Origin of the sequence: Endozoicomonas sp. ALD068, assembly GCF_049310145.1 — a bacterium.
Classification (GTDB): Bacteria; Pseudomonadota; Gammaproteobacteria; order Pseudomonadales; family Endozoicomonadaceae; genus Endozoicomonas_A.
Window position 1 is genome coordinate 2,785,432 of sequence record NZ_JBLYNU010000004.1, and the last position, 26,744, is coordinate 2,812,175.

Consider the following 26,744-nt stretch of genomic DNA (forward strand, 5'->3'; position numbering starts at 1 on the left):
ATGCCTGCCAATCCGACTGATAATAATCCTCGCAATCCTGTTCCTAAAAGACAGTGGCTGAATACCAGCGATGGCTGGTTTTACTTCGCCATGGTTAATACCGGTACTTTTACCATCAGACTGTCAACGGATCAGGCCAGCCCGGGATCGGCCTTTGCCACGCCAGCGCACATTAGTACTGTTAGGACAGCTATTGACAGAGCCTTCTGGCTAATTGAGCAGTCAGGTTTTTTTCCCCACTATATACATCGGAATATCAGTATTATCCTGTCTGATTCTGACTTGCCGGGTCAGAATATCTATTATGACGACGATGGAGTTACATTTTTAATCGGACAATCAATCGGATCTGACCGGCTCGTCGCCACCTTGCTAAAGAATATGGCAATGGTCGTTTATGAGGCCTGTGACCCCAATAACTTCTGGTCAGAATTTCAGGTGCGCCAATATGGTTCTACAGCCACTCGAACACAGCTCGACTTTATCTCTGAAACCCTGGCCGCCAAGTGGTTGCATCAGAAAGTATCACCGGTTTCACTCTATTGGCTGGAGTCCTTGCTTCCTGATCTGTTCAATGCCCCACAGAACCTTGAGAAGCCGCCAACCCCTCTGAGTGCCGAATTGCAAGCCAGGCACTGGCATTCTAAAAACGACCTTGGTCAAACACTTGCCTGGCTCAAAAGCGAGGAGATCCCTTCATCAGGCAATGTTACCAGACCCGTGCCTGACAGTTATTCTACTTTCACGCCCGTCGCGCCGCTTTTGCGCATCGACGAGACAATAGCCTGTCCTGCCTTTGGCAAAGGTTATCGCACCCAGGTTAACGGAACGGAAATAGCGGTCAGGGTATATCCCCAGGGCGACGGTGCTCCGCCGCTGGAGCTGGTGGACATCACCCTTGATGCCCAAGACTACCGTTCCCTCGGTTACAAAGACCCGGCACAAACACTCCAGCGACTGGTTTTTGACCTTGAGAAACTGGCAGGACTGTTTCTATACGGTGGTTTTAACCGGCAGTTGCTGACCTTTCTTCACGGACTTCAGATTGCCAGTGATCCGGGTGGCACGGATAACAAAGTCCCTCTTATCAAGGCAGAGTCCGACCGATTATTTATTGACAGTGACGCAACCTTCACAAACGACAGTCGGCCACTGATTCGTCTGGGAGCCGCCGATCTTTCCCGGCACTCTGACGAAGCTCTTGGGCACGGACTGTCGGCCCTGCTGATACCAACATGGAGAGAAACCCTGACCGACAATGCCCTGGCTGTGGCCGGTATTGAACAGCTGTGGGGGATCACTGGCAGCAGGCTGGAAGCACTAAAACCACATTATGGGCTTGATGAACGTTACCAGGCCCGGCAATGGCCACAAGAGTCCGGTGATCTCTACCGGCAACTGGTGTCAGGCCAACGCCATGATCTCAGGAAACGGGGTGGCACAGCGGAAGACTTTGTTGATGCCGTCCGGGAACTTTACCAGGCTGACGGGCTGGCGCCAGCACTTGCCAGCGTTATGGAAGACTGGCAGGCGTTGGAGACTAATCGCACAGCCGGAGAAATGGCGGATTTGCTCACTGCCATCGAAACCGTTTACAACGAACAACCGTTGCGCAGTGAACAATGGTTTTTCCGCAGGGCGCTTGATGGCAGTCTGGACTGGCTGACTGCCAGAGACCCCGACAGCCCAGTTTTGGCAAACCTTCAGCGACTGAAAAAAAATGATGAGGCACAACAAAGTGAATACGATGGCCTGTTGGAGCCGGAGCAGGCGCCGCTCTTAAACAATACCACCAGCAGCGTTCGGGGCAGATTCCTTACCCTCAAGGCTCTGGGTGACTGGATTGGGGTTTACCTGACACCGGACTATCTGGCCAGTTCCGGTAATCAGACCCTCGCCAGTGACCTGCGGCAACTGGTGGATGCCAGCGACCTGTTCAGACACCGGTTGAACAATACCGAAGGGTTACGGATGCTGTCGGGCAACGTAACAACCCCGATAAGACCTGACACCCTTGGCGATATACACGACCAAGGTTTACTGAAAATACCCCCCGATGAGCGCAACAGGACGATCCCCGGAGAGTATGTCAGTTTAATTATCCCCGGTCGCAATGGTGCATTCCCCGACAGTCAGTCCGGCCCGCTGACCTACCTGCCAATCGAGCATGGTAGGAAAAATGACACGGCTTATGATCTTGTACCGGTTAACCAGACAGTTAATAACGGCACCTTCACGCTGATCCCTTTTGATCCGGATGAAGGGGATTTGCCCTATGGTTCCGGGTGGCTTGCAGGCCATCTTTCGTTCTTTTACCAGCTGGGAGAGGCATTGCAGCTGGCGCTCGGGCTGGCGCCAGAAGCAGATACCAATGCGGCCAAAAACCGGATTCGTACTGAACTGGGTTTGCCACGGCAGGACAACCCCGGACAGGACGAACTGTCGTTACCGGTAGTAAACCCCCGTCAGGTGATGATCAAAGAAACCCTGCCCGTACAGGTAAGGTTTAATCAAACGACAGCGACAGACAGTAAAAAATCCATAACTCTGGCAGTGACCGGATACGGGTCTCTGGGGCGTCATCTGCAACTGACAGCAGAGCCTGACGGGAAGGGTACCTATCGTCTGCAACTGGCTGCCATTGGCACAATAACTGCGCTTGACGACTCACCGCCTCTCCCCCTGTGGCGCTATAACGCAGTGACCAGACCAGTGGCAAAGCGCAGAGTTCGCCGTTCCGATACCGATCCTGATTCTGCTGAAGTTCAGGACCTGAAATTAATTGACAAACTGATTCCTGATTCCGATGCGTTCCTGGAAAAATTCGCACCGTTATTAGACTATCAGCGCGCCGCAAACGACCACTTGAACGCACGTGTTGAAGACCTGCTAGAAGCTTTTGTCAAGCTTGATGGCTCTCGCCATGAGCAGACTCCATCTACCTTCGCTTTGGTATTAGGGGTCTACGACCAACTCATTGAGCTGACCGAGAACCACCCGCTGGAAACCGGTGAAACATTTGCGAAACTGGCTACAGACATCCAGAGCTGGATTGAATCCAGCATGGTGCCAGTCCCTGAAAAGCTGCATTTTGTCAGCATTAGCCCAACAGCCGGGGAGCTAAACCGGGTCTGGTTATGGATTGCAGCCAATTCAAAGTCCGATTTACAAATAACCCTCTGGTACGACCCGGACGCAATGCTCACTACTCTGCTTACCAATGCCCTCAAAAAAGCAGTGATCAGTCAATTAACCAGTCAATCCGGTTCCAGTGATCCGTCTAATTTTGACTCGGATTTAATGGAAGGATTCATGAAGCTGCAAGATCAGGCCTGGAAATTCATAGAGTCAGACATGAAACAGGGACGGGGATTTGATCTGGCAGTGAAGAATTTTCTGGTACGCCACCTCAACCATAAATCATCGGATATTGATGAGCATAAAAACCAAATGGTGAAAGCCTACCAGCTATTTAAACAGAAGGTAGAGTCTTCTTATCCCGGCGCGAAGTTTTCCCGCGAGGATATTAAAACGGTCTGGACCGATGCTTACGGGGAAGACGGTGAGAAGGCCAGAAGTTACTATTTAAGAGAGCTGGGGTTGCGTGGTAATAAGCCAGCGGCCACTGCACTGGTGAAAAGCAGGGTGCTTGGCACTCTCGGTGGTGTTTATTCTGATACGTTCCTTTCGCCGTTCATTAATAAGGATCTTTTCAAGGGTATTGATTACTCCGGCGTCAGCATGACAGATTGGAGCTGGGTAAAGAGGGTACAGGTACAGCTTGTCATCCAACAGTTCAGCAAAGAATTCCTTCCTGGTGACCAGGACCCTGCCATTGCCCAGAAGGTTGCAGACGATCTCGCCTGGTTCGGTAAAAAATACCCCCGGTTAAAGAATGACCTCGAGCAGCGTTTGGCGAGTTCTGATCCCTCGCAACTGTTTGAACCTCTGGGAGAAGTTAAAATCATTCCCGGTACGATCGACCTGTCACTAAAAAACGCACAAAGTCGTTTTTTTTCAGTATCACAGGGCGACCCGACCATGAAGGAGGTCGAAAACCGCCTTTTATTAAATTACCAGACGATTGACCAATATAAATTGTCCAGCGTAACAGCTTGGAAATCTATCCAGGATACAAAAACGTTTTTCACCAAAAAAGAAAAGGGTCAACCGAAATTGGCTTATTATCGATTCGGGGGGGTGTGGGAATTTTCGGAAGGCTACCCATTACTTAACGGCGATGACGCGCTGACAGAAAGCAATAGTGCAGTAGGTTGGACAGAAAGCGATAAAGCTTTGCTTGATTCTCTGCTATTGCTTTCCGGGGAACGCTATACCATTTCCAGCGAAACAGAAGCTTTCTGGTACCACGAAAACGAGATCGCAAACTATATTAAGACGGATCCCCAGAGCACAAGCCAATACAGCCAACAACTGATTATCCAGATGGAACCTGCTGATAATAACCCGATTAGCAGGGCGAGCCGTTACCTGTATCGCAAATATAAAAATCACCAGAAAACTTATAACTCAATCCGTTTGCTGGTCATTGATAATGATGATTGGTCAGATGGAGAGACAGGTGCAAGAGTCAACAAGGCCGATATTAGCAGATTTCTCGACGGTAACAGTCGAATTCATGTAGTTGGACTTGGTAAGTCCGAGAACGGGAAATTTACCCTGAGCGGTCAAACCGCGTCAGAACTCTCAAAAAAAATCAATGAACTGACCGGTGGTACCCCGGTTAAAACCATTAACCTGATTGGCTCAGGCATTGACGACAACGGGCTTGTCAGCCAATGCCTGAAAGAAACCCTGCAAGCAACAAAAACCTCAGCAGTGACTGCCCGTGATGGTCTTTTGATCGTCGATATCTGGGGGCGTCTGTGGGTTGGCCTGCTCTCTGACTCGGGTCTGGTGACCTGGTCACTGGCCGACAGCTCTGACAAGCTGAAAGCGCTTCGCATGAGTAACGGTGAAATCACCGTCAAGCGCTTGTCGGCAAAAGAAACATTGGCTGAAGGTGCCATCAGAATACGTCAGCTGCCCTCTGTTTTGTCAGAGCACAGCGGGTTGCTGGGGCCCGCTAATCCCGATGATCTGGTGCCGACCCCGGCAATGTTCGAGCACAACCTGAAGCCGCATCTGCAGGGTGTTTTCGAGCCGAATGATTTAGCAGCGCTGGAGGAGAAAATTACCCAATTTGACCAACTTCGTCAGGAAGGAGCGGCTCTTGAAAAATACATGCTTGTCTATCGGATGCAGAAAAAACTGCCCAGAATTCTTCCTGGTGGCGCTGTGACCTCCCACCTGGCCGCGACAATAAACCAGTACCTGCTGGATGCTTTGGTGGAGGTCCCTGAAAAGCTTAACTTTATCTGGATTGGTCGTCTCAACGAAGGTGTTAAAGCTCATCTCAAGGTCTGGGCCAAGATGGTTTCCTCCTGGCCAATAACGCTCTGGTACGACCCGCAAGCGCTTCTGGCACCCGTGCTTGCCCGGGAAATACGTAACGCTGTTGCCGCTGAGAAAATACCCGCAACATTCCTGGCAGAAGAAAGGAGTAAACATGATTTTTTGGCACGTATTTTTCAGCTACAAGATTTGGCCTACAGCACTATAAAAAATGGCATTGCCCAGGGCAAAACCTTCGACGACATGGCAAAGGTTTTTTTAGTCAACCACTTGGGTATGGATCGAGCAGAATTAGCACAAATACAAAGGCAAAGCCTGAAGGAATTCACGGATTTTGCCAACGAACTGACCAGGCTTCGGGGCAACCCCGGATCCGGGGGATTCACACTGGCCGATATCAACCAGCTCTGGCAGGCAGGCAGTGACGCAAGCATAAAAAAGTGGTACGAGAAAGAGCTTATGCTGAGAGGGCTTTTAGCAGCAGCATCGGATCTGATACGAGTGGATCTGCTTATTAAAGATAAGAGTGAGGGAGGTGTCTATTTGGATGTCGACTCACTACCTCATTATAATCAACGCTTGTTTAAATATATTAACCCTCCGGAAAATATTTTAATTGAAGGCCAACTGAATAATTTAATTAATCATCTGATTATGGAGTATTTAAGTGAGCCAGGGCCGGAACAACTTTTCCCTAAAAGAAATCCTGATCCGGAAATACAGGAGAAATATAATCAATTAAAGGAAAAATACCCTGATTTTACCCAGGCTGTTAGAGAGGTCATAGCCAATCACAAAGAAGAGCCTCTTTTCGTTTTTCCAGAATCCATCAGGGCTATTCCTGGTTCAGCAGAAATAACCTTGGTTTTTTCAAAAATGGTTCAGCCCAGAAATAGTTTAATTATTGCGCCACGAGACAGCCAGATTCTCAAGGCGGTTAAGCAAGAAATGATAAAGCGGCAACAGTTGATTGAACGTTTAGATATAGACAATCCATCAAAACTTTATAGTTACGATCTCGCTGAAGTCAAGGCAGCCGTTATCAATGAATTGGGAATCGATCGAGTAGCCGCCGGTTTTTTTATTTCATATCGGACTGATGGAATAATGTATGGATCCGGCTCGATCTTGCAGCTATCAGGGCCAAGTGTGTTTCGTGATGTCATGAAGCAATATTTCAATGCTTATCTTTCAGGAGAGGATCTTCTTGATTACGAAAAAAAATCCTATTTCACGCAAATTAATCCATTGGCAAAGATTGATTTAGTGAGTTTGGAAACTGATGAACAGGCCAGTAGCTGGGTCACCAATGTTGATAAAACCGTGCGTTATGCCCTGAACGATGAGCAAGACAGCCATTATGGCAACCAGATTATTCTCCAGCTGGGTAACAGCGACAATGAAGTCAAAGCCAGCGTTTACCTGAGGAAAAAATACCAGCCCTATTTTAGCTGGCATATACGACTGGAGCCTGATGGTACCTTGATTAATCCAGTGACAGGCCGTGACATTGAGCTCAGGATATTGCGAGCCGGTTTTATTAAAGACGACACACGTATTATTGTTGTGGGTCATGGTAGTGAGGGTAACAAGGCTGGCTTGGGCCTGTTTCGCAAAAAGGCCGATTCCAGAGAGTTTCTCCTGGGCGGGAAGACGGTTGGCCAATTGGCCGAGGTGCTCAAGCGCATAACTGGCGGGCAATTTGTCAGCACCGTCAGTTTGGTGGGTTGTGGCGCTGCTGCCAGCGGGGAGCACTACCCTGTGGAAAAGTTCGCCAGGAAACTGTTTGGTAAAATCAGGACAAAACGAATCACTGTCCGTAATGCCCTGGTGGCGGTGGATATGCTCGGGCGCAAATGGACCGGCATTCTCCCTGCCGATGGCAATGTGCTGTGGTCACAATCAGACCCTCGCGTCAAGCTGGTGCTTGAAGAAGACGAACGGGGACAGTTAATGCCCCGCCAGCTCCCGGTTGCAGAAGGGCTGGTGAAAAAACTCCGGAATTTACCCGCTTTGCCCCTCGGCAGGAATTATGCCTATCTGGGCAAGAATGCCCCTCATTTCGATCAGGCCAGACGCTTACTGCTTGATACGATTATCGACAACAATCACCAAAACAATGGCAGGCAGAAACTCTCCGACCTGGTTGACCATTACAACCTTCGGCTGCAACAAGTCACCCGTGATAACTTTTCCCCTTACCGGTTGATGCCGTTGCCGACTGTCGACGCTGAACTGCCTTTTGTGCAGACAGGGGCACCAAGAAAGCTGCACCTCAGCGCCTTTGTTCGTGCAGACTCAATCGGTGACCCGTTTTCGGGTATTGGCTTGCTGGCCTATGGTAATCCTTTTGCGCAGGAGAACTTTTTCCAGACCCAGCAGGCGGGATATCAGCTGGCCCGGCAAGTCGCAAGCCCGCCATCTGACGCCATGGCAACACTGTTTACCCGCCTGCTGCTTGGGTCTTTACAGGACATTTTTGCACCCGGTGGCCACGACATAGATCCGTTCCGGGTTTCTAGTCCTGATCTGCTGGTTTCGGTATTGGGAAAAGATGACCTGCTTGCCCTGAATGCCCAAAAGCTACGAAATGACTTTTCCGAATTGGCCCAGCAGTACGTCAAGACTCTGAGAAGGTTATTGGGTGACTTTCTGGCCGACAAACGGGCGGAACAAAAAGCACCGAGACTGAACGCCTGGAAAAGGCATGAACAAAGAAAGTCGTTTCAAAATACCCTTTCGCGTGAGATTAAAAAAAGGCTGAAGCACCAACCGGATGGTAAGGTCAGTTTCACGGATCCTGTGCCTCTGCCTGACAGAGAGTCTTTTGCTGGCGACAAACCTGGCAAATACCTGCCTGTTGTCGCCAACCCTGCGGGCGAAACTTATGTTTTGGTGAGCGTGCCAGAGTTTAACGGCGGGATTTTTCCGGACAATCTGCGCAATATCCTGTTTATGCTCCAGTCCTCAGGTCCGCTGGAGAAGCGTAATGCCCAAACGCTGATCAAGACCATTGAGTCAGCCTATTCCCATCGCTCATCCTCCCTGCCAGAACAGCGGCTCGATGAAAAAATAGCCCGACTGCCGCTGGCTGATGTGGTCACACTGGCCAATGAAGTTGATCACTTCGACACCGGGCACCGGGCAGTCCAGAGCCTGATGCAAAAACTCTTGTCGCGTCTGGTGGCCAGCGTAGTCACCACGCTGGAAAACGGTGACAAACCCAATCGCCAGCAGAAGCTGCTGATCGCGGAGTTGTCCAGCCGACTTCCCGACGACAACAGCGGCTTCAGGGTTCCGCTTCCGGAAAACCTTGAACACCGGGCTTATCTGGACTTTTCTCTGCCCTACGACGAAGATCGCTATTCTTCCTCACAGACCGTTCTGGGGGCTCGTTCGCCCTTTTCTATCTCTGCCATTGATCATAATGCTTATCACTCCCAGCTGCGTGAGCTGGCGCAATGGGATGAACCACCAAAAGGACTGGAGGATGTGATTGGCTATTTCAATAAACCGAATAAATTCATCGATAGTCTTTTGCTCTGGCGCAAATGGCAGAAAGATAATGGTTTGGAGACGATCAGTCCGCTCGTTGATATCCGGCTGGAATCAGACCGCCTGACCTGGGACAGTCGGGTGATTATCCGGCAGTGGGAAAAAAATGAGCCTGTTATGATTCGGGTCGGACTTGCTGATGTACGGCCAGGTTTGTCTAACACCCGCCTTGCCCGGGTGATGACTCAATCCTACGGACTGGCTCTGCTCCTGCAACTGCAAGCAAAGCAGGTACCCCTCTCTGTTATCGTCAGGGCTATGGAAATATGGGAAACGGATTACCCTCTTTTTCTTGTTGGCCATTACGGTTATGACAATGGTCTGAAACTGCGGCGACTGCCCAATGACAGTGATCCGGTTTATCAGGTGCTGGTCACTCACAGTAAAGATCATGATCTTAAGTTTGCCCGGGGCACTGTGGATGATTTCCATTTGGCATTGGAGGGATTGTTCAGGGAAGAGCGTCTTGCCCATTCGGTCAGAACCGTTATTAATCACCTCGAAAAAAACCCGGAGACCTCTGTCGATACTTTTGTGCAGGGTCTGGTTGATATACACACAGATTATTGGAAAAAGACGCAGGTTTCGCGCCTGCGTTCTGCACTGGAGTTGCAGAACGCGGACTACCGGATGTTGGAAAAACGAATAACCAGCTCCGGTTTACCCCCTAAAGACAGGAACAAGTTGTTGTCAGATCTGGGTGCTATGCAAAAGCTGCCAGACAAAATTCCGTACGCTGGCAAAACGTTTTCTTCTTTCATGGACGTCTATGGTCATGAAATCAAGCCGGATAGCCCCGGATTTATTTCAGAAATCCTACCAGATACCTATGGTGGTAAAGGTTCGCAGCCGAAGATCGCGCTCTTGTTCTCTGGTCAATTTATCAAATATGTTCTGGTAAACGATATTCCTTTAAAACAGCTGTTTTTATTGCGGAATAACGTTATCGGATTTATTCAAATGCTTAAAGAAACCTCTAAATTCGAGGGTTTTTCCAATGCATTGAATGAAGGACGGAGCCAAGTCTTTGGAGATCTCCAGGCTCTGGTGAATCAGGGTGTTATAGATGCTTCTGCCGGTAAAAACTTTGACCAGGTCAAAATACCTGACTCTGTCCGGCTATTACTGGTGCCCACTCCCCCCGGTTCATCCGGCACACTGCCGCCTGAGCCGGTTCTGGTGGGTAATGCCGGCAGTGTCCTGAAATTTGATCCAACCCGTTACTCCATCGCAGGTAAAACGGCTGTTGAAACACATTACATTATGGCTGGCCTGATCAGTCAGTTTGTTGTTGCATCGTATAAGTTAAAAAAAACCGGCGGCGATTTCAGCAATTACTTGCGCATCAAAAAACAGATCCTGCGTGAGCTTGAACCCTCTGTTTCAGAGATTAAGGGAAAAATAAATGTCCCAGTAATAGAAAATCCCAGGCGAATCGGCATTGAGATGGAAGTGCACTACGTAGAGATACATACTCCAGATAAAATCCAATTTGCACGCTCAGCCGGGATTCCTGAGGGTGCAGTTGACAATTCCTACGCTTCACTGATGTTAACCACCGACAGAACGAGTGATTGGAGAGCTGCTGGGACTTTACTGGAAATCATTACCGGACCACAACCCCTTTCTTTTTATCGGGATAAGTCTTCAGGTTTTTATGATGCCATGGAAGCTCTAATAGCCACCGTGAATAGCGCACCTGAAAATGACAAAGGTGATTATACGACAAAAAATCTGGTTGATGATTACAATAGTGCATTGTCAAAGGTGCGATTGGAAAAAAAATACTCGCAAGAGTTTCTTCACCATTTTGCCGTGAGGTTTAACCCAAATGCAGAGAAGAAATTCTCACTGAAAACCTGGAATAAAAAAATGGGGGCCCATCATCGAAGACCACAAATTAATATTTCAATTGACCTTCGTGCATTCGGAGATATAACGTCTGTCATACCTGATCTTATGGCACCGCTAAAAAATGATTTCTTAAAAAAGGTTTTTCAGCAGTGTCAATACGGCGCCAACGAGCTTTTGCAAAAGCTGAATCTGGAGCATTCTCCTTTATTAGCATCAATGTTCACCCTGCACCTCTATAAACAGGTACTGGATAGCTCAACAGAAGAATTCAATCGCGGAAAGCTCGGCAACACGGCTGGTGGTCCTGTGACTAAACTCGGTGGATTACCAAGATTTGCTACCGCTGACCTTATTATGTCAGTCATTTCCAGCCTTGATGCTGAGCGTCTTTATGCCGCAATCAATTATGGCCCAGACTTTTTTTCGCTGATTGAAGAAACGATCAATGGGCTGGTCGAAAAGGGAGCGGAGGCAGAGGGGGCTGGCCGAAATTGGCACGTGCCTACAGAAAAACTAAGAGCCAGAGTAAGCTCGCTGTTTGTGAATTTACTGGATTATCGTATTAAACATGGGCGAATGCTGCTAAATAATGTTTATAAGGACTGTTTCAAACTTCCTCAAAGCGGAATAATATTTTTTCTTGATTCCGTTGAACCAAATTCAAGAGTAAAAATCGTCAGTCATGACAGTGGAGAGGGTGGAATCCATTACTTCTCCGCCATTGAGGTTCGCAAACCTTCGGCCAAGCTCGCCAATATTGCTGTAGCTCCTCCCGATCCCGAAACAACTGCATTAATAAAGTCAGTCCAGGATCCGGATCTGCTGGGAACAGACCCGGGCGTTGACCAAGTCTTTATTAAAAGAGCTCAATCCCTGCTCACCTCTGACACCGGAACCTGGCATTACCGGGACTGGGTAAAGGTGTCCATCCTCGACCGGCTGGGTCAACTTGACCGCGCAAAGCGGGAGCATGTGAACCGCTCCTTCGTCAGCCATCAGCGGGCGGCACCGGACGCAGCCGGGCAGGACGCACTGGGCCAGTTGCTACTTTTTGCCCATCTTAAGGCAATGACCGGCGGGCGATCAGAATCATCCTGGGACACCCTGGCGCAGTTGCAAAAAATAGTGTCCGTAGATTTTGACTTTCAGCGGGTGGCCGGGGCTTACCAGCTCAATAATGACCTTCCGTTGAAAACCATTGACAGCGACGCCCTGCTTGTTGCCCGCTGGCAGCGGCTGGTAAAACTCAATCTGCCCGCCACTCTCTACAGACTTTTGGACTCCGGAGACGAAGATTTTATTAAAGCCGTTCTTGAGTCGGCAAAGATCGTTTCCGGGAACGGAATGTCACTGGGTCGCTTGTTTCGGGAAATGACCATCATCCTTGAACCCGAATGGCGCTCGTATCAGAGTCATCTGAATAACCATCCGCTGACCCTGACGGTGGGAATAAAGGACATTACTTCTGATAGCCATAAGGCTATCGCTATAGGAAAGCTGTTCGCAATAGCCCTTTTAAACCATCCCGAATTGGTGGCACTCGGTCAGACTCAAAGGGAGTTGCAGGCGGTCTGGGGATTATCGGCCATCAGCACTGGCAGTAGCTATGGCCTGACCACAGAACGGGTACCGGTCGCTTTTCCAAAGCAGAAAGCCCCCCTGTATACACAGTTTTTGAATGGCATCGGCAGCATCAATCACAACTGGCAGTTTGCTTCCGGGTCGGTCGCGGATTTCGCCCGGGTTCTCTACCGGTTGTCCGCCCAGCATGATCAGGGCAGGCTGAAAGAGGCCTTTGAACGGGTTCGGAACTACCATCGTCAGCACCCCAAAGTATCCCTGGACACTTTTGTCTCGGCTCTGGTGAAAACACACGGGAACCTGCCCGATGAACTGGCGGGTCTGGTTCTGCGTCAGGCTATCGGGAAAGCGGGATGTACTTATCTGCAACAGGCCCTGACGGAGAAAAAACCATCATTAACCGCCGGGCTCAATACGATGATATGGGTTGGGGCTATTGACTCGTTTTATGATGACCGTGATTCGTTCGATGGCACTACCGCATTTAAGGTTGACCGCCACATCTCGGTAAAACTGAGCCGTGCTTACTTTCGTTATGGGGGCACAGAGTATCTTTTATTAGTCGATGGCCTTCAGGACTTCCTGACCACGCATCTGGGCAAAGATTACCTGAAGAGAATCAGGAACGATCCCGCAGCTTTATCTCAAGATCAGACCCTGACCGTTGATGCCCCGAAAGCCGTGGCCGGAAAGCAGCAAATCGTCGTTTGGTTATCACACACTGGCGAGAAAGTGGTGATTAACCCCGATGCCGCTGCCAGTCAAAAAAACCGTTTGTCCAGCTTGATTCCAGTGTTTACTGCCCTGGTTAAATCCGGCCATGAACTGAACGGTGGCCGTCAGCTTGCCCCTTCAGAGGTTGAAGGGATTGAAAGAAGGGTTCGCCAGCAAATGGGGCTGGCGCCCCTGGTGCAGCTTGCCGACACCGGGAATCTGAATCTGAAAGAGGACACCGCATCTGGCCGGATCGTCCTTGAAAAAACCTACACCATTGACAAACCTGCCATACTGGAAAGCCTGCTGGCCAGAAGCCCGACAGTCGTCAATGACTCACCTTTATTCACCCTTAAATGGCTGGCTGCCGACAGTCAACCGGGCCTGCAACTGATAACAGCCCCACTCTCCCTGGATGAGCTGAGCAGGCACCGGCCTTTGCTGGATGCCGCTTTTCAGGCACTGGGTAAAACGATCTCGACCCAGTCTGGCCCGGTTAAAAACCGGGATTTGGTCTGGACCTTTCACGAACGGCTTGCCAACACGGAGCCAGTAAAAAAAGACAACGCCCTGGGCCGGTTAATCTTTGAAAAAATAACTTACACGGTCCACCGACCCACCGGATCGCACACCCTGATGTATCAAAGCCCGATAAAAATCGGTGCTACACCTTTGACCACCCTGAAATGGCTTGGTCCGGGACTCTATCCGGGTTTGCAACTGGTAACGCCCCCCCTTTCACTGAGTCATCAGACCACCAACAGGGATAAGTTGGAAGCCACTTTTTACGCAGTGGACAAAATTATCTCGACGCAGCCTCAACCGCTCAGTGACCGACTCTTTCACTCAAAGTTTGACGGGTATTTCAGGCACCGGCTGCCTCCTTATGTTGATGAGCCGAAGACAATCTGGCAGACAAAAATCACCGGCAAGGCAGACACCGGAATCATCCTGAGGTTTCCCTCCGGGAACCTGGACAAGCCCCTGGCCCCTGTTCTGTTTGCTGTCACTGACGGTCCTGAGAGAGAGCGACTGCTGGCCAGCCTGCAGGCCGCCACCCGGTTTGTGAACACTGTTATCCCGGCTTCAGGCAACGAGGCAATCCATGCCCAGTTAAGGTCGCTGTTTACCCTGTTGTTGTTCCGACTGTCGAGCGACGACCTGCCCGGGCAAGCGCTGTTTCCGGGGGTAAGGCTGGCAGACTATATCCATACCTACCTCTCCGACGGTGCCGTGACCACACTCAGTCACCACATCAACCGTGTTGGCCTGCAACAAGTCACTGACAATCTGGTCACTGATCTTGGACAACAGGCAGTCGGTACCCCGGACCCGCAAGCGGGTGACAGGATCAAGGACCTGCTGGGGACAGCCCTGGATTACCGCCTTGCCAACGGCGCCGGACTCTTGCCCGGCACGCTGCCTGACACCTACTCGCTGCCCCTGGCGGATGCCGGAAAATACCGGGAACTCTGGACCGGGCTGATGTCAGAGTACGGCACAACGCGACGGGTCTTCAAAGACGCCGATGGCCATTATCTGCTGGACGCAGCTCTGTCGCTCGAAAGTAGCAGTATGGAGCAGCTGTATCAGTCCGATAAGCTGACGGGCCCTCTCAAGCTGGCGTTAAAACCGGACTCGCTGGGCCGCGATCAGGAGGTTACCCGTACCTTTCTTGAAATGGCAATGTCCAGGATGGATACCGACTGGCCGTGGTTTTCGAGACGCTTCTCGTCATTACCGAAATCGCGGCGTTTCACCCTGGTGGAAGCACTGGGTCAATATTCTTCCAACTATCCGGAGGCCGATGTCAGGCGGCTGGCCCGTGCCTTTACCAAAATCCAGCTTGGCGTTATCAATGAGCAGATCATTCAGGGTGATAATCCTGAGACACCGGCGATGTTTCGCATCAAGAGTCTGGAATCGCTCTCAGGCGAGAACACGCTGACCACCGAAGATGGCAGCAAGGTCTATTTTCATGCTGGCTCTCTGTTGCCGGTAACCCACAAAAAGGCCCCATCACCCGATCTTCAACAGATGCTGCTGAGGGGGTCACACAGTAGCCAGTTTCCCGGATCGTTTCTGGATAGGCGCCACAGCGGCAGACTGTACCGGCAAGCCCTGCAGGACGGCCAGATGGCACCCGACCGTTTCCGGGATGATGTCGGGCGGTTTATTGAAATTCTCAGTCACCAGGGGGAAAGCCATCGTCGAGAATTCCACAAGCAGCACCGGCTTGACCTGAGTGCGGGGCGGCCTGTCCACTGGCGGTTAAACCCCCATATTTTACTGCAGGCGTCCAGCTTGCGGGTCACGGGTACGGCGGTCATCATTGAGCTTGGAATGAAGAAGAACCCTTCGCTGACCCTCGAGTCCTTTGGCACAGTCGTCGACCGGTTCTATGCCCTGAGTCTGGCCAAGAGTATAGAGGCTGTCGATGCTGCCCTGTTCCAGTCTGGCTGGCCAAAGGAGGCCGGACAACTGGCGCAACTGGGCAACTCCATTGGTTTTGACGCTGCCCAACAATGGGTTTCCCTGCCTGCGCTGAACCAGGCCAATACTCTCTATACCCTTCTGGCAGACAACAATCGGGAGGCCATTGAGCGTCAGTTTGACCCCATTGGTTCACCCGCCAGTCAGAAAGACTTTAAACAGGCGATGACGTGGCTGTTCGCCTGGAAGCCTGAATTACTCACATTGAGCTTTGACAGGGTCTCTGACTACCTTCAGACGCACCGGGATGACCCGGATATTGGTACCTTCGCCAGGGCACTGTACGAGTTTGACCGGAAACTGTCGAATGATAACAGGGACCTGTTCAGGGGGATGCTCAGCCATCAGCAGGTCGAACAACTGAGCGACGTTCTGGCCTATCAGGCCCCTGAGCAGCGGGAACTGATCAGCTTCATAAACACGCTTAAAACAGCGGTCAACTCCCAAGCCCCGGCAACCGATGCAGCCGGGTTTGCTCCATCGACCTACCGGCTGGTTCGCTCTGAAAGCGGGTTGAAGGTTGTCGTCATCAAGGACCCGGATGCGTCAGACCAGAAGCGCTGCCGACGCGGGGTCGGCGGGTGCGGAACTCGCCTGCTCCTGACGGGAAATCTGGCGGATCACCCCCTTTTGGGCATTGACAGTACAGACATCAGTGACACCGATACCGGCAAACCTTATTACAAAGTTGAGTTCCTGACCTACCAAGGTAAGCTGCACAGAGTGCTTAGCCGTTCAGGTAACGATATCACAGCCACCCCTCTGGACGATGAAGTTTCGCTCCATGACAGTATTCACAATAGCGCCGGTTCCCCAGATGAGCGTGTGATTTCGGACGGAACATTGACCACGACGTCGGTGGCGGTCAAGCGTTCCGGTGGCGAGGTTTATCAGCTGATTTCGGAAGATGGCGATCACTACCGCGCAATCCGCCTGCAAACCGATGACAGGCTGTTAGCCGCCTACGACAGCAGCGGGAAAACCTTGATCCCGGTGCTGGAAAAGAACGACCATGGCCAGACAGTTTATGGCTTGAAACTGGACAATGCCGCGTCAGATACAAACGGGCTGTACAAACTCAACCCGGCGGAACCTCTGGAGGAGCAACTGGCCGCTGCCCGCCGGGAAAATCATCGGCTGTCAGCCGTCAGTTCCGAGCTACGGACGCTGACGGGCACGGATGACAGGATAGCCGTGATCCTCACTGCCGGCTATCGCCCCGGCCAGCCACTGGCAAACCAGGCCCAACGGCTGCTGTCAGAACTGAGAGTCTTTATTGCCAGCCCGGCAGGGCAGCGTCTGGTCAATGCCCTGGGATTCCCCGACAGCTTTATCCAACCCGCCACTATGACTGAGCTGGACAGTAAGCTGTTCCCCGGTATGGCGCCCCCCAACCCTCTGAGGCTGGTGATCAGGCTCGACAAACAGGCTCTCGCTGACCGGGTGATACCCTATCGCCGGGATGGCAACGGGGACCTGAGCGGCAACAGGCTGGTGCTGTTGCAGGTGGACCCGGCGGTGTTGGCCGGGCAACGTCACTCCACCAGTAATTACCTGGGGGCACTGGCCTCTGTCCTGAAAGATTTGTGTCGGGCAGCACTGGCCAGTACTGACCAGTCGGACTCACCGGCTATCGCCATGACCTGGTTGCAGGGGAAAAAAATCACCGGGGACCGGACGCTGCTGCAACTGGAAAATCAACTTCGCAAGCAGTTCGACCTGCAGACCGTCCAGACCAATGCTGCCGCCCCCGAGCCTGTTCAGGTGGTCACTGCAGCAGGCGGGATAACGACCGTGAAAACCCACCAGCAGGTCCGCATTGCCTATAAAGCCATTGCCGAGCCCCTGTCCGGCTTTGACCAGTTGGTAGGAGATAGGGAAACCCGTCTACTGTTTCAGCGGGTTCAGTATTTTTGCAACCAACGGGTTGACCAGTTACCCGGCGCTGGTCGTTCGAGGCTGGGGAACCTCCGTTCACTGTTGACCCAGGTGGCCTGGAGTGGGCTGGTCAGCCAGGGTATGGTAACTTCGCAGCTTGCACTTCTGGCTGACCCGGCGGATGTGGTCACGGCTGTGCTCGACAAAGATGAGCTGAAAGCACTGGCCGGGATCGATGATCTTGCCGGGCACCTTGAGGGTGTGCTGAGCGATGCCCTGAAAGACCGACGGGGCAGCACCCTCACGACGACCAAACGACAGTCGTTGTTGACCTGGTTAAGTCGTGCAGAGACGTTACTGGCAGATGCAAAGGCGGTGCGCGATAAATGGGCCGACCCCGGACAGCTTCCTCTCGGAGAGGATTCCTACGACAATGTGCCGGTCACCGCTGGTAGCCGGAAAAACCTTGTCCTGACCAGCACCGGGCGGCAAAAGGTCACCCGGTTGGGTAACCAGCATCTCATTGCCATTGAAAGCCAGAACAGCCCCCTGGCCGCTCCGGCAGGGGATGAGCTTAACGGTTTGCTGGCACTGTTGAGACAGCAGCCGCCTGCCGGGGCGGCACTGCAGGCCGAGCTTCAGCATGCCCCTGCCTCCGACCCGGACTATTTCCGGGACGCGATCGAGCGTACCCTGTCACCGCTGTCCCGGCAGCAGACCGACAACCTGGACGACACCCTTGTTGATTTGCTCAAAAAACCGTCCCTGACCGGCGCTGAGCCGCTGCTGGCGGAGTATTTTTTTCAACGGCGGCTCAGAGGTTTGGAAACCACAGACCAGACCAGGTTGCGGACCAATGCCCTGAGGGCCAATAAATGGCTTGATCGCCTGCAAAAAAATCCGCCATTGCCTCCGGGCCCGGGCAGGAAGGCCCCGACTTTCATCACCGATACCGGGCTGGGCCGTCACCAGGCCCGGGTTCAAACCACAGCTAGCCAAAAGACGTTCACGCTGGGTCGCCGGGATGACCTGGCTTTTTCCGACCAAGGGCCTGGCTATACCCTGATCCGCAGCGAAGAGCACCGCAAGGTCTTTCGCGTCGAGCTTCCCGATCGCTGGCCAGACCGTCTTTTGCAGATCAGGCTGCTTGTCTTCATGGAGCCTTATCGCAGACTGCAACGGAAGGGCCGTATTGGCAAAGAGCAATTACAGAACGACCTTCAGCTCATTGCCCGGGGGATGGCTGAGTCACGTCTGTCGAACCTTCTTCAGGCGTTGGTGCAACCCATCAGGGACGCGGGCATTGCCGATGATAGCCCGTTTAAAATAAGAATCAGCCTCAAGCCTCTCTTGCCCTTGGTGGACAGTCGTGTCGAGGTGAGTGGGACAGGCAGCGGCATTGTCCTTTTAAGGCTGGGCACGAAGGACAGGAACAAGCCATTTATTTTCCGGGAAACCCTGGCGAGCCTGGTCGGTGCCAGTCTGTTGAAAGCTCTTGAGGGTGGTGGTGGGTCGCTGTCAGCCTTGCGCCAGCAAGTGCGGCGGCAGTTCGGGATCAACACCGGGACAGTGCCTGACGGTGAGTCGCGCACCCTGGGACTGACCCGTCAGTTCGAACTGACCCCGGTGGCTGACAATCCCTCAGGCACAGGCCTCTATCGGCAACTGGTCGCAGGCTATCATAACCTGCTGTTAGCTGAAGGTGTTACTGAGGCCGATTACCGCCGGGCACTGGCGTATTTGGAGCTGCATAATAGCGCCAGGATTCAGGCAATAAAGGACAGCCTTGCCAAAGGGGAAATTAAAGTCAGTGTCAGTGAGCGCACTCTTTTCAACAAGATCGTCAGTGAAAAACGATCTTCTGCTCCCTTGATCCCAGCTCCCCACTTTGATCATACCATCGCCCCCTATATTCCCCCGCCCCCCGGCTCTGAGCTGATCAACGCGGATTACCGGGCCTTCTGGAGTGTCGGTTCCGGCATGGAATCCCTGCTTGACGCCAGGCTGCTGGGGTTAAGTCGGGTGGCGGCAAAAAACTTTTTCGGGCCAAAAGTCTTTGCCAGCGCTTACCTGAAGTCACTGCTGGTTCATTTTATCTACTGGAAGATGGAGCAGGTTCTGGGTAGCAACGGCCAGCCAGCCAGCCGGATACACCTGGGAGTCACCGATGCAGTAACGGCCATACTGCCTGACAGCGACATCAATGAAATCGCAAACCTGGAGAGAAATACGAGGACATCCACAAAGACATCCACAAACGAGAATACGAGGACATCCACAAACGAGAATACGAGGACATCCATAAAGAATTCGAGGACATCCATAAAGAATTCGAGGACATCCATAAAGAATTCGAGGACATCCAAAAATTCGGGGACATCCACAGTCGCCGCACTGGAAAAAGCCTGCACTTTTGTTGCCCGGGGACTCGGCTGGGAGCGTTTTGACACCGGCCTGCTGGCCAATATGAAGCAAGATGTGGACACCGTATTCAAAGAGGCAGTAGAACTGCGACAGCGCGTCGGCAAGCCGTTCCAGTTGCCGGTTAACCAACAGCAGGACGCCCAGAGCAAAGAACCAACGTCTGTGCAAGCTTTAGTGGGGCAGGATACGACCATTGAAACCACCGCCAGCAGCCCTCGTCATATCGTTATGGCAGACGGTAAAAGGCGTTATCTGAAAATAACCCCGGCGGGCCCGGGCAATCCTTTCCCGCTTATGTCTCCCCAATCACAGGATGGTCTGAAGCAACTGTTACGGCGGCCCCTGAATCCGGGTAAAAGTGCTTCGGGCACCGAGGCTTACCTGTCACAGCTGGCACGCCATTATGAGACTTTTAGTGAACTGAAGGACATTGACATTACCGGCCAGGTCAATGCCATTATTGACAAGATGGACGATGTCACCCGCCAGCAGTTTGCAGAGGGTTTCCTGCAATATACCCGGCAGTCAGCCATCCCGGCCGGTCTGGCCGAAACCATCGCCGGGAAATTGCTTGCGGCAGAGGTCACCGCGCTGGGTTCCCTGCCTGAAAGGCTTGCCACCGGGCTTTATCAGCGGCTCAACGGGCTACTGAGCCTGACCGGGAAAAAGGCATTTTCGCTGACCTCCGGCAACCTGATGATTCGGGTGCTGACCGACCCTTCAATGACCGCCGATGCCTCCTACCTGATGCCTGCCCAACACACACTGGTGCTGGGCAATGGCGACGCTGACAGTCCGCTGACCGCCGCGGCAGCACTGGCTCTGCTGCAAGCCGCCCAAGCACAGAAACCAGAGGATCAGACAAAAACATTCCTGGCCCTGCAACAGAAGCGGGTCAGACTACCCGAGGGCATAGACAGCCTGTCGCCAGAGTCGCTGGTCGGCGAGTTCACGGTTAAGGAAGGCAAGCTGACCCTCTCCGGCTTGCTGGAACGTCTGACCAGCTTTATCGGGATGGCGGACAGGCTGAAGCGGGAAAGTTCCTCCGAAGCCCGCACTCTGGCCAGAGATATTCGCCAGAATGTGGCCGACAGCGTTGCCGCACTCAGAAGTGATATCGATTTTGGCCAGATGGCTGACATGGTTGATATGTCCGACCGTCATTTCCGGGAGGCCCTGCAGAAACTGGACCAGACAGGTTTGCCAGCCGGTCAGGCAACGAGGCTGCCCGATGCAGACTGCGTACTGTGCTACGGCTTCGGGCCGGTCAGAACCCTGATAGCTCTGATGGACCGGGTCAGCAGTCACCTGGATGCCATTGAGGTCAGTGGACGCTTCATTAATATCAGACAGACTGCTGGTGACAAGGGGTTGCTGGCAGACGCCTTCCTGCTGCTGGAACAGGGACGTTTTGCGGCGGTTACCACCGAGGACATTCTCGACAATCCGAGGTTTAGAAAGAATCTTCTTGATCTGTTACGGCAAGCGCTGGCGGAACGACAGGGACTGACGCCGGAGCAAGTCATTGACCGAATGGTCATTTTGCTCAATGACTCGGGCTACAGCGCCGACGACACCCGCTATGTCAAGGAACAGCTGCTTGCAAGCCCGGAATTCATGGCGCGCCTCCAGCCCCGAAAAGGCCATACCGGCGGCGATGGCTCTGAGCCCGGTGACACCACACCTGGAGGCGGGTCGAAAAGATGGCAAGGGAAATTCATGCGCACGCTGGACCGGCTGGACCGGAGTAAGAAATTCACCCGAGCCAGAGTGGGTTTCGGCGCAGGGAATGCCATCGCTGGTTTAGCCATGTCCACGATGACACTGATCAATCTGGAAAAGTACGGGTACGCGATGCCTGATGATGCCAGGGACATGGCCTATGCAGGGACGAGCCTGAACATCATCGGCTCAACCTACACCCTCGCTATGAGCGGCAACTGGTTGCTGAGCAAAACCCTTGTCAAAACGAAAAATCCGGCAGGGACTATTGGCGTCGCTTTAAAACTGGGCCCGAAAGCGTCGCGAATGGTTGCCAGGGCTTTACCGGTTATTGGCAATGTCGTTGCTATTGTCTCTGGTTTTCTTTCGCTGAACGGTAATGTCGAAAACGCCGATGCGGCAAGCAAGGCTGGCAACCACAAACAGGCGACCCTTTTTGTGGCAATGATGAGCCTGGATTTGATGACGCTTGGCCTTGATGTGCTCAGTACGGCGCTGGACTTCCTCTGTCCACCGCTGGGTCTGCTAGTGGACCTGGTCAGCACACTGCTGGGCTTCGTGCAGACTGCCCTGGCGGCACTGATGCCGCCACCTAACGCCAGGCAGGATTTCGAGGCTTTATTGGCAGGCGACGAATTCAAGAAATACGTTGACGGCAAGGCCGATCAATTTGAGAAAGCGGGCTACAGGAAGTTTCAGCTCTTCCAGGACGCCAGCGATTTTCTTGATCAGGATAAGTATGAGGATAATCTCGAATCATTAAAGATATCCATTAGCCGACTTCTGGGTGGCAAAAGAGACAAGGGACTGGCCCTTGAAGATCGGCTCAACCTCAGGCGAGTACTGAGTGGGACGTCTGAGCAGGACTATATGTATGGCCAGAAAGGTTACAAGATATTTTATGGTCTGGGTGGCAATGACACCCTGATCGCTGACCGGGGGGAGCTTTATGGCGGAACAGGCCATGACCAGTTGATCCTTAAGAAAGGTAAAGCAGAAGGAGGCTGCGGCCACGATATTATCCGGATCGAAAAGTCAGGGACGGCGTTTGGGGGCCCCGGTAATGACAGGATCTGGATCGGCGAGTCAGGGAGTGCCTATGGCAACAGAGGTAATGACGTCCTCTATCTGCAATATCGCGGGAAAGGCTTTGGCGGACCCGGTGATGACACTCTTTTTGACGGCGCGCTACAGTCCGGCGGCGCTGATAATGACCGGCTCGTAGATGGCCTTGGCGATATCGAACAGTATGGCGGTACTGGCAATGACGTGCTGCAACCGGGTTTAGGCAGAGGAAACATTAGAGGGGGGTATGGAAAAGATACCCTGGTTTTGCCGGCAGAGGTCAGGTTTCCTTACTCCAGAATCAACAACTTCTCGCAAAAGGTTAAGGGTTACCATTACCTTCGCAGGACAGAATCCCGGGCATTCTTCGAGGTTAACCTGGAACAGGGACGCTGGCGTAACCATTTTGCTGAATACCTGCAAGACCACAACCTTAAACGCCTTGCGCCGGATGGCAGGGAAACAGGGGGAACAACCTCTCTTCTGCTCTTTCGCATATCAGAGCGCAGTTTCAGAACCACCGCATCCACCCCCGACGAGGATCTGAATCCAAAGAAATTATACATTGCCCCGCTGTCAGAGATAAAAGCTGACTACCTGCGTGAACAAAACGACAAAGTATTGATATCTGAACATTTACTGACGGGGTACGATCAAAAGCACACAGGCGTAAAACGGATTTCTGATCAGTACCGCAGCCAGACCTTCTATTACGCTGGGAAAATCCTGTACAAATTCGCCAGCAACTGGAGAGGACATACACAAAGAGGCCATGTTTATTTTTCGAATCAGGGCATCTACCTGAAGTCGAACGAGGACGTGTATTACTTCAGCAAGCAGGGACTGATAGAACGCAGCAAAAGAGACCAACCCAATGAGCCCACCGTATTTTACACAACCCTCTGTCAGCTGCTGGAAACCGGGGGGACAATTAGCGGTATTGAAAATGTGGTGGGTTCGAAGCAAGGTCTGATAGTACGGGGAACCGCCGAGCCCAACAAAATTTATTTGCGGGGGGGTAAAAATGTAGCCCATACCCTGGGCGGGAATGATGTTGTCAGTGCTGGCGATGGCACCAACCTGATCCACCTGGGGACGGGTGATGACCTGGCGTTGTTGGGTGAGGGCTCGAACGAGGTGTATGGAGGTCCTGGCAGGGATACCGTTTCTTACCGTCTTAAAAAAAATGGGGTCAGGCTGGACCTCAGCCACCGGAACCCGTCTGATTCGTCGACAGGGCAGCATCTGGAACAGGTAGAGGTCATTCAGGGCTCCCCGGGCAATGACAGGATCTGGGGAGACCACGGCAATACCCTGTTCGTTATCACCAACGGCACCAATGTCGTGGATGTCCGGGGCGGGAACGACACGGTGGTCGCCAACGGCGGAGAAACCTCTATCCGGTTGCGCAGCGGCTTTAACAGGGTGATGCTGGGTGAGGGCTGGCATGAGGTATACACGGGCACTCATGCAGACACCATCTGGCTGCGTCGTGGCAGCGATCTTGGCAATCACAAAATTCACGCTTATCAACACCAGAAGCCTGCAACAGGAAAATGGCCAGTCGTGGTGGTCCGTTGGGAAATAGTCGGTAACGCCTGTGAGCACCGTCAGAAGGCCAGTTTGACGTTTAATCCCTTTGACGAGAGCCTGAACCTGCTTTTTGACGCTCAAATGCCTGACAAGCATGCGACTTTTGTCTTTCATTCCCCCGGTTTATCCAACTTCAACACAGTACAGGTCAATACTGGTATTTACTGGGACGATGTGGTGGGCAAACAACCTTCCCGGTCACTGACCGAGTCCCTGACAATCCTGAGGAACACTACCCTCTCGAGTCATATTATTTCAGGCAGCAGAACATGCCGGATCACCAGGGTTGTGGATGACTATAGCTTTACTAAAGAGGAGATGTTGGCATTTTTAAATCGCCACCCTGACAAACCTGTGGGTGAATTTCCCCGGGATCAATGGCGTAAAAAGGCTGAGCTGGAGAGCCTTGCCGATGAAGGAAAAACCCTCGGCGCTGGTCTGCACAGGATTGGTAGTCAGGAAAGCAATAATATCACGCTAGTGGTTGAGTTTGGTTTCGCCTCTTCCAGATGCAAACCAGGCACTGGTGTTTTGCGGAAGCTGACGTTTAAGCTGAATCAACAGCAGATGCTCACCGAAGGTTCTGGTATTTTGCGGAGGCTGAAGCAACAGCCGAGGCCTTCTGAAGACGCAGCCGTACCAAGGAATATCCAAGGTATTACTTCTTTGGAATTATGGCACACACTGACTTTAACATTGTTTGAAACCGGGGCAGACGGTCGCAGAAAACAACATGGGCGCCCTCAGGTGATACCGGGATTCAGGAAGGCAGGCCAATATACCTCGTTGTCTAAATGGACCCGAATATTCCCCGGTCAGCCAATGGCCAAAACCCTGAACATGCTGGAGATGGATTATACCTTCGAGACTCCTTTTATTCGCAAATGCAGTCCCTCCCCTTTATACAACAGCTCGGTGATTATGCCGACGGTTCACCTTGACCTGTCTTCAGACTCATACTCTGGCATCCCCATTATTATTGGCGGCCCGGGCAATGATCAGCTGACGGGCAACCCATCCACGGATAACGTGTTGCTGGGCATGGGAGGTGATGACCGGTTGCAGGATATGGGAGGCAATAACCTGTTCACGGTTGGCCTGGGTAATACGACAGTGATTACCGGCGGAGAGGGACACAACCAGCTGATACATGACAAGTCTGCCGTCGTTTATAGTACCCGGCTCTTGCGGCGAAGCTCCAGAAGTCTGACCGCCAAGGTGACCCTCTTGAAGTATCAACTGGATGGCATGACCGTCAATGTGACAGAGGGCATCATAAAGACCCGATGGCGAAATACTGACTCAACCGGCAGCTGGCGCTATCACCAGACCCTATTCAATGCTATGGACAAGATTGCCGGGACCTCGGGAGATGATAGCTACTTTGGCAGCAATGGTACGGATATTTTCAGCACCGGGGGTGGCCTGGACAAGGTGAGCATGGGGGACGGAGACGACCGGGTCATCATTGACGCCCCCTGGCAGAAGGGTACCTCGCTGGACGGCGGTAGCGGTGCCAATACACTGGTCTTTGATTTGTCCGTGAGTCGTGATGTGACGGTCGACCTGAAGAATGGTTTAACGGTCGATCACTTTATCCTGGAGGACACCGGGAAGGGCAACATAAGATTTTCCGGTGATGATAACGATAACGTTTATGTGTCCAGAGGTGCCCTGCGCAGTTTTAATGGCCAGGGAGGGGATGACTACCTTTTTGTTCTGAAGCTGCCCGCCTATATCCATTTTAACGGTGGTCCGGGCAAAGACACACTGGACTTAAGCCAGGCAACCCTTGCCCCGGAATTTGTCCGGCTGAAACTGTCCGTGCAAAAAAACTCAGTGCGCCACTCTTGTCCTGTAAACGATACGCAACCCTGCTCACCGGATATAAACATCAAAAGTCGTTTGTTCTTTACGCTCCTGCTGCCCGGATCGCAGGTCACCTATCAGACATGGGATTCCACGGTCAGAAATTTTGAGGTTTTCAATGGCCCGACCAGCGACGATTTTTTCGAAATCCCGGCCCTCGCCGGACTCACCGTCGATGGCAAAGGGGGCGATGATACTTTCATAATTTCCGCTGCCCACATCAGGGGCAATAGTTCAATCACCACCACCATCGGGGGAACAGGATACAACCGACATTATGGTAGCGAAGACGCTGACCGGATGGTGGCGAACCTGGGGCCGGACCTGCTTTCTGGTCACCTGGGTCCGGATACTTACGTTATCCACGCCCAGGCCAATGGCACCCAAATCATAGACCGGGACAACGGGAATAGCCTGATATTGCATGGGGTACAACCGGAAAAGCTGGACTGGCGGCTGACCGAAAACTATACCCTTCTGGAAGTAAACTACGATGGACAAATATTTTTCAGCATCGATTTACGGCACGTTCCCCATTGTGTACGCGAAGACAGCAGTCTGGTTACCGGGCACTTTATTGA

Annotated in this window: 1 protein-coding gene (running past one end of the window); it reads left to right on the forward strand. The window is 52.4% G+C overall.

Features of this window, described 5'->3' with window-relative positions:
- Positions 1-26,744, forward strand: the 5' portion of a protein-coding gene (locus ACO6V5_RS09550) for a TcdA/TcdB catalytic glycosyltransferase domain-containing protein (protein ID WP_422492097.1). It continues 1,804 nt past the right edge of the window; the window shows 26,744 of its 28,548 coding nt (coding positions 1-26,744); it begins with the start codon at positions 1-3; the stop codon falls past the right edge of the window.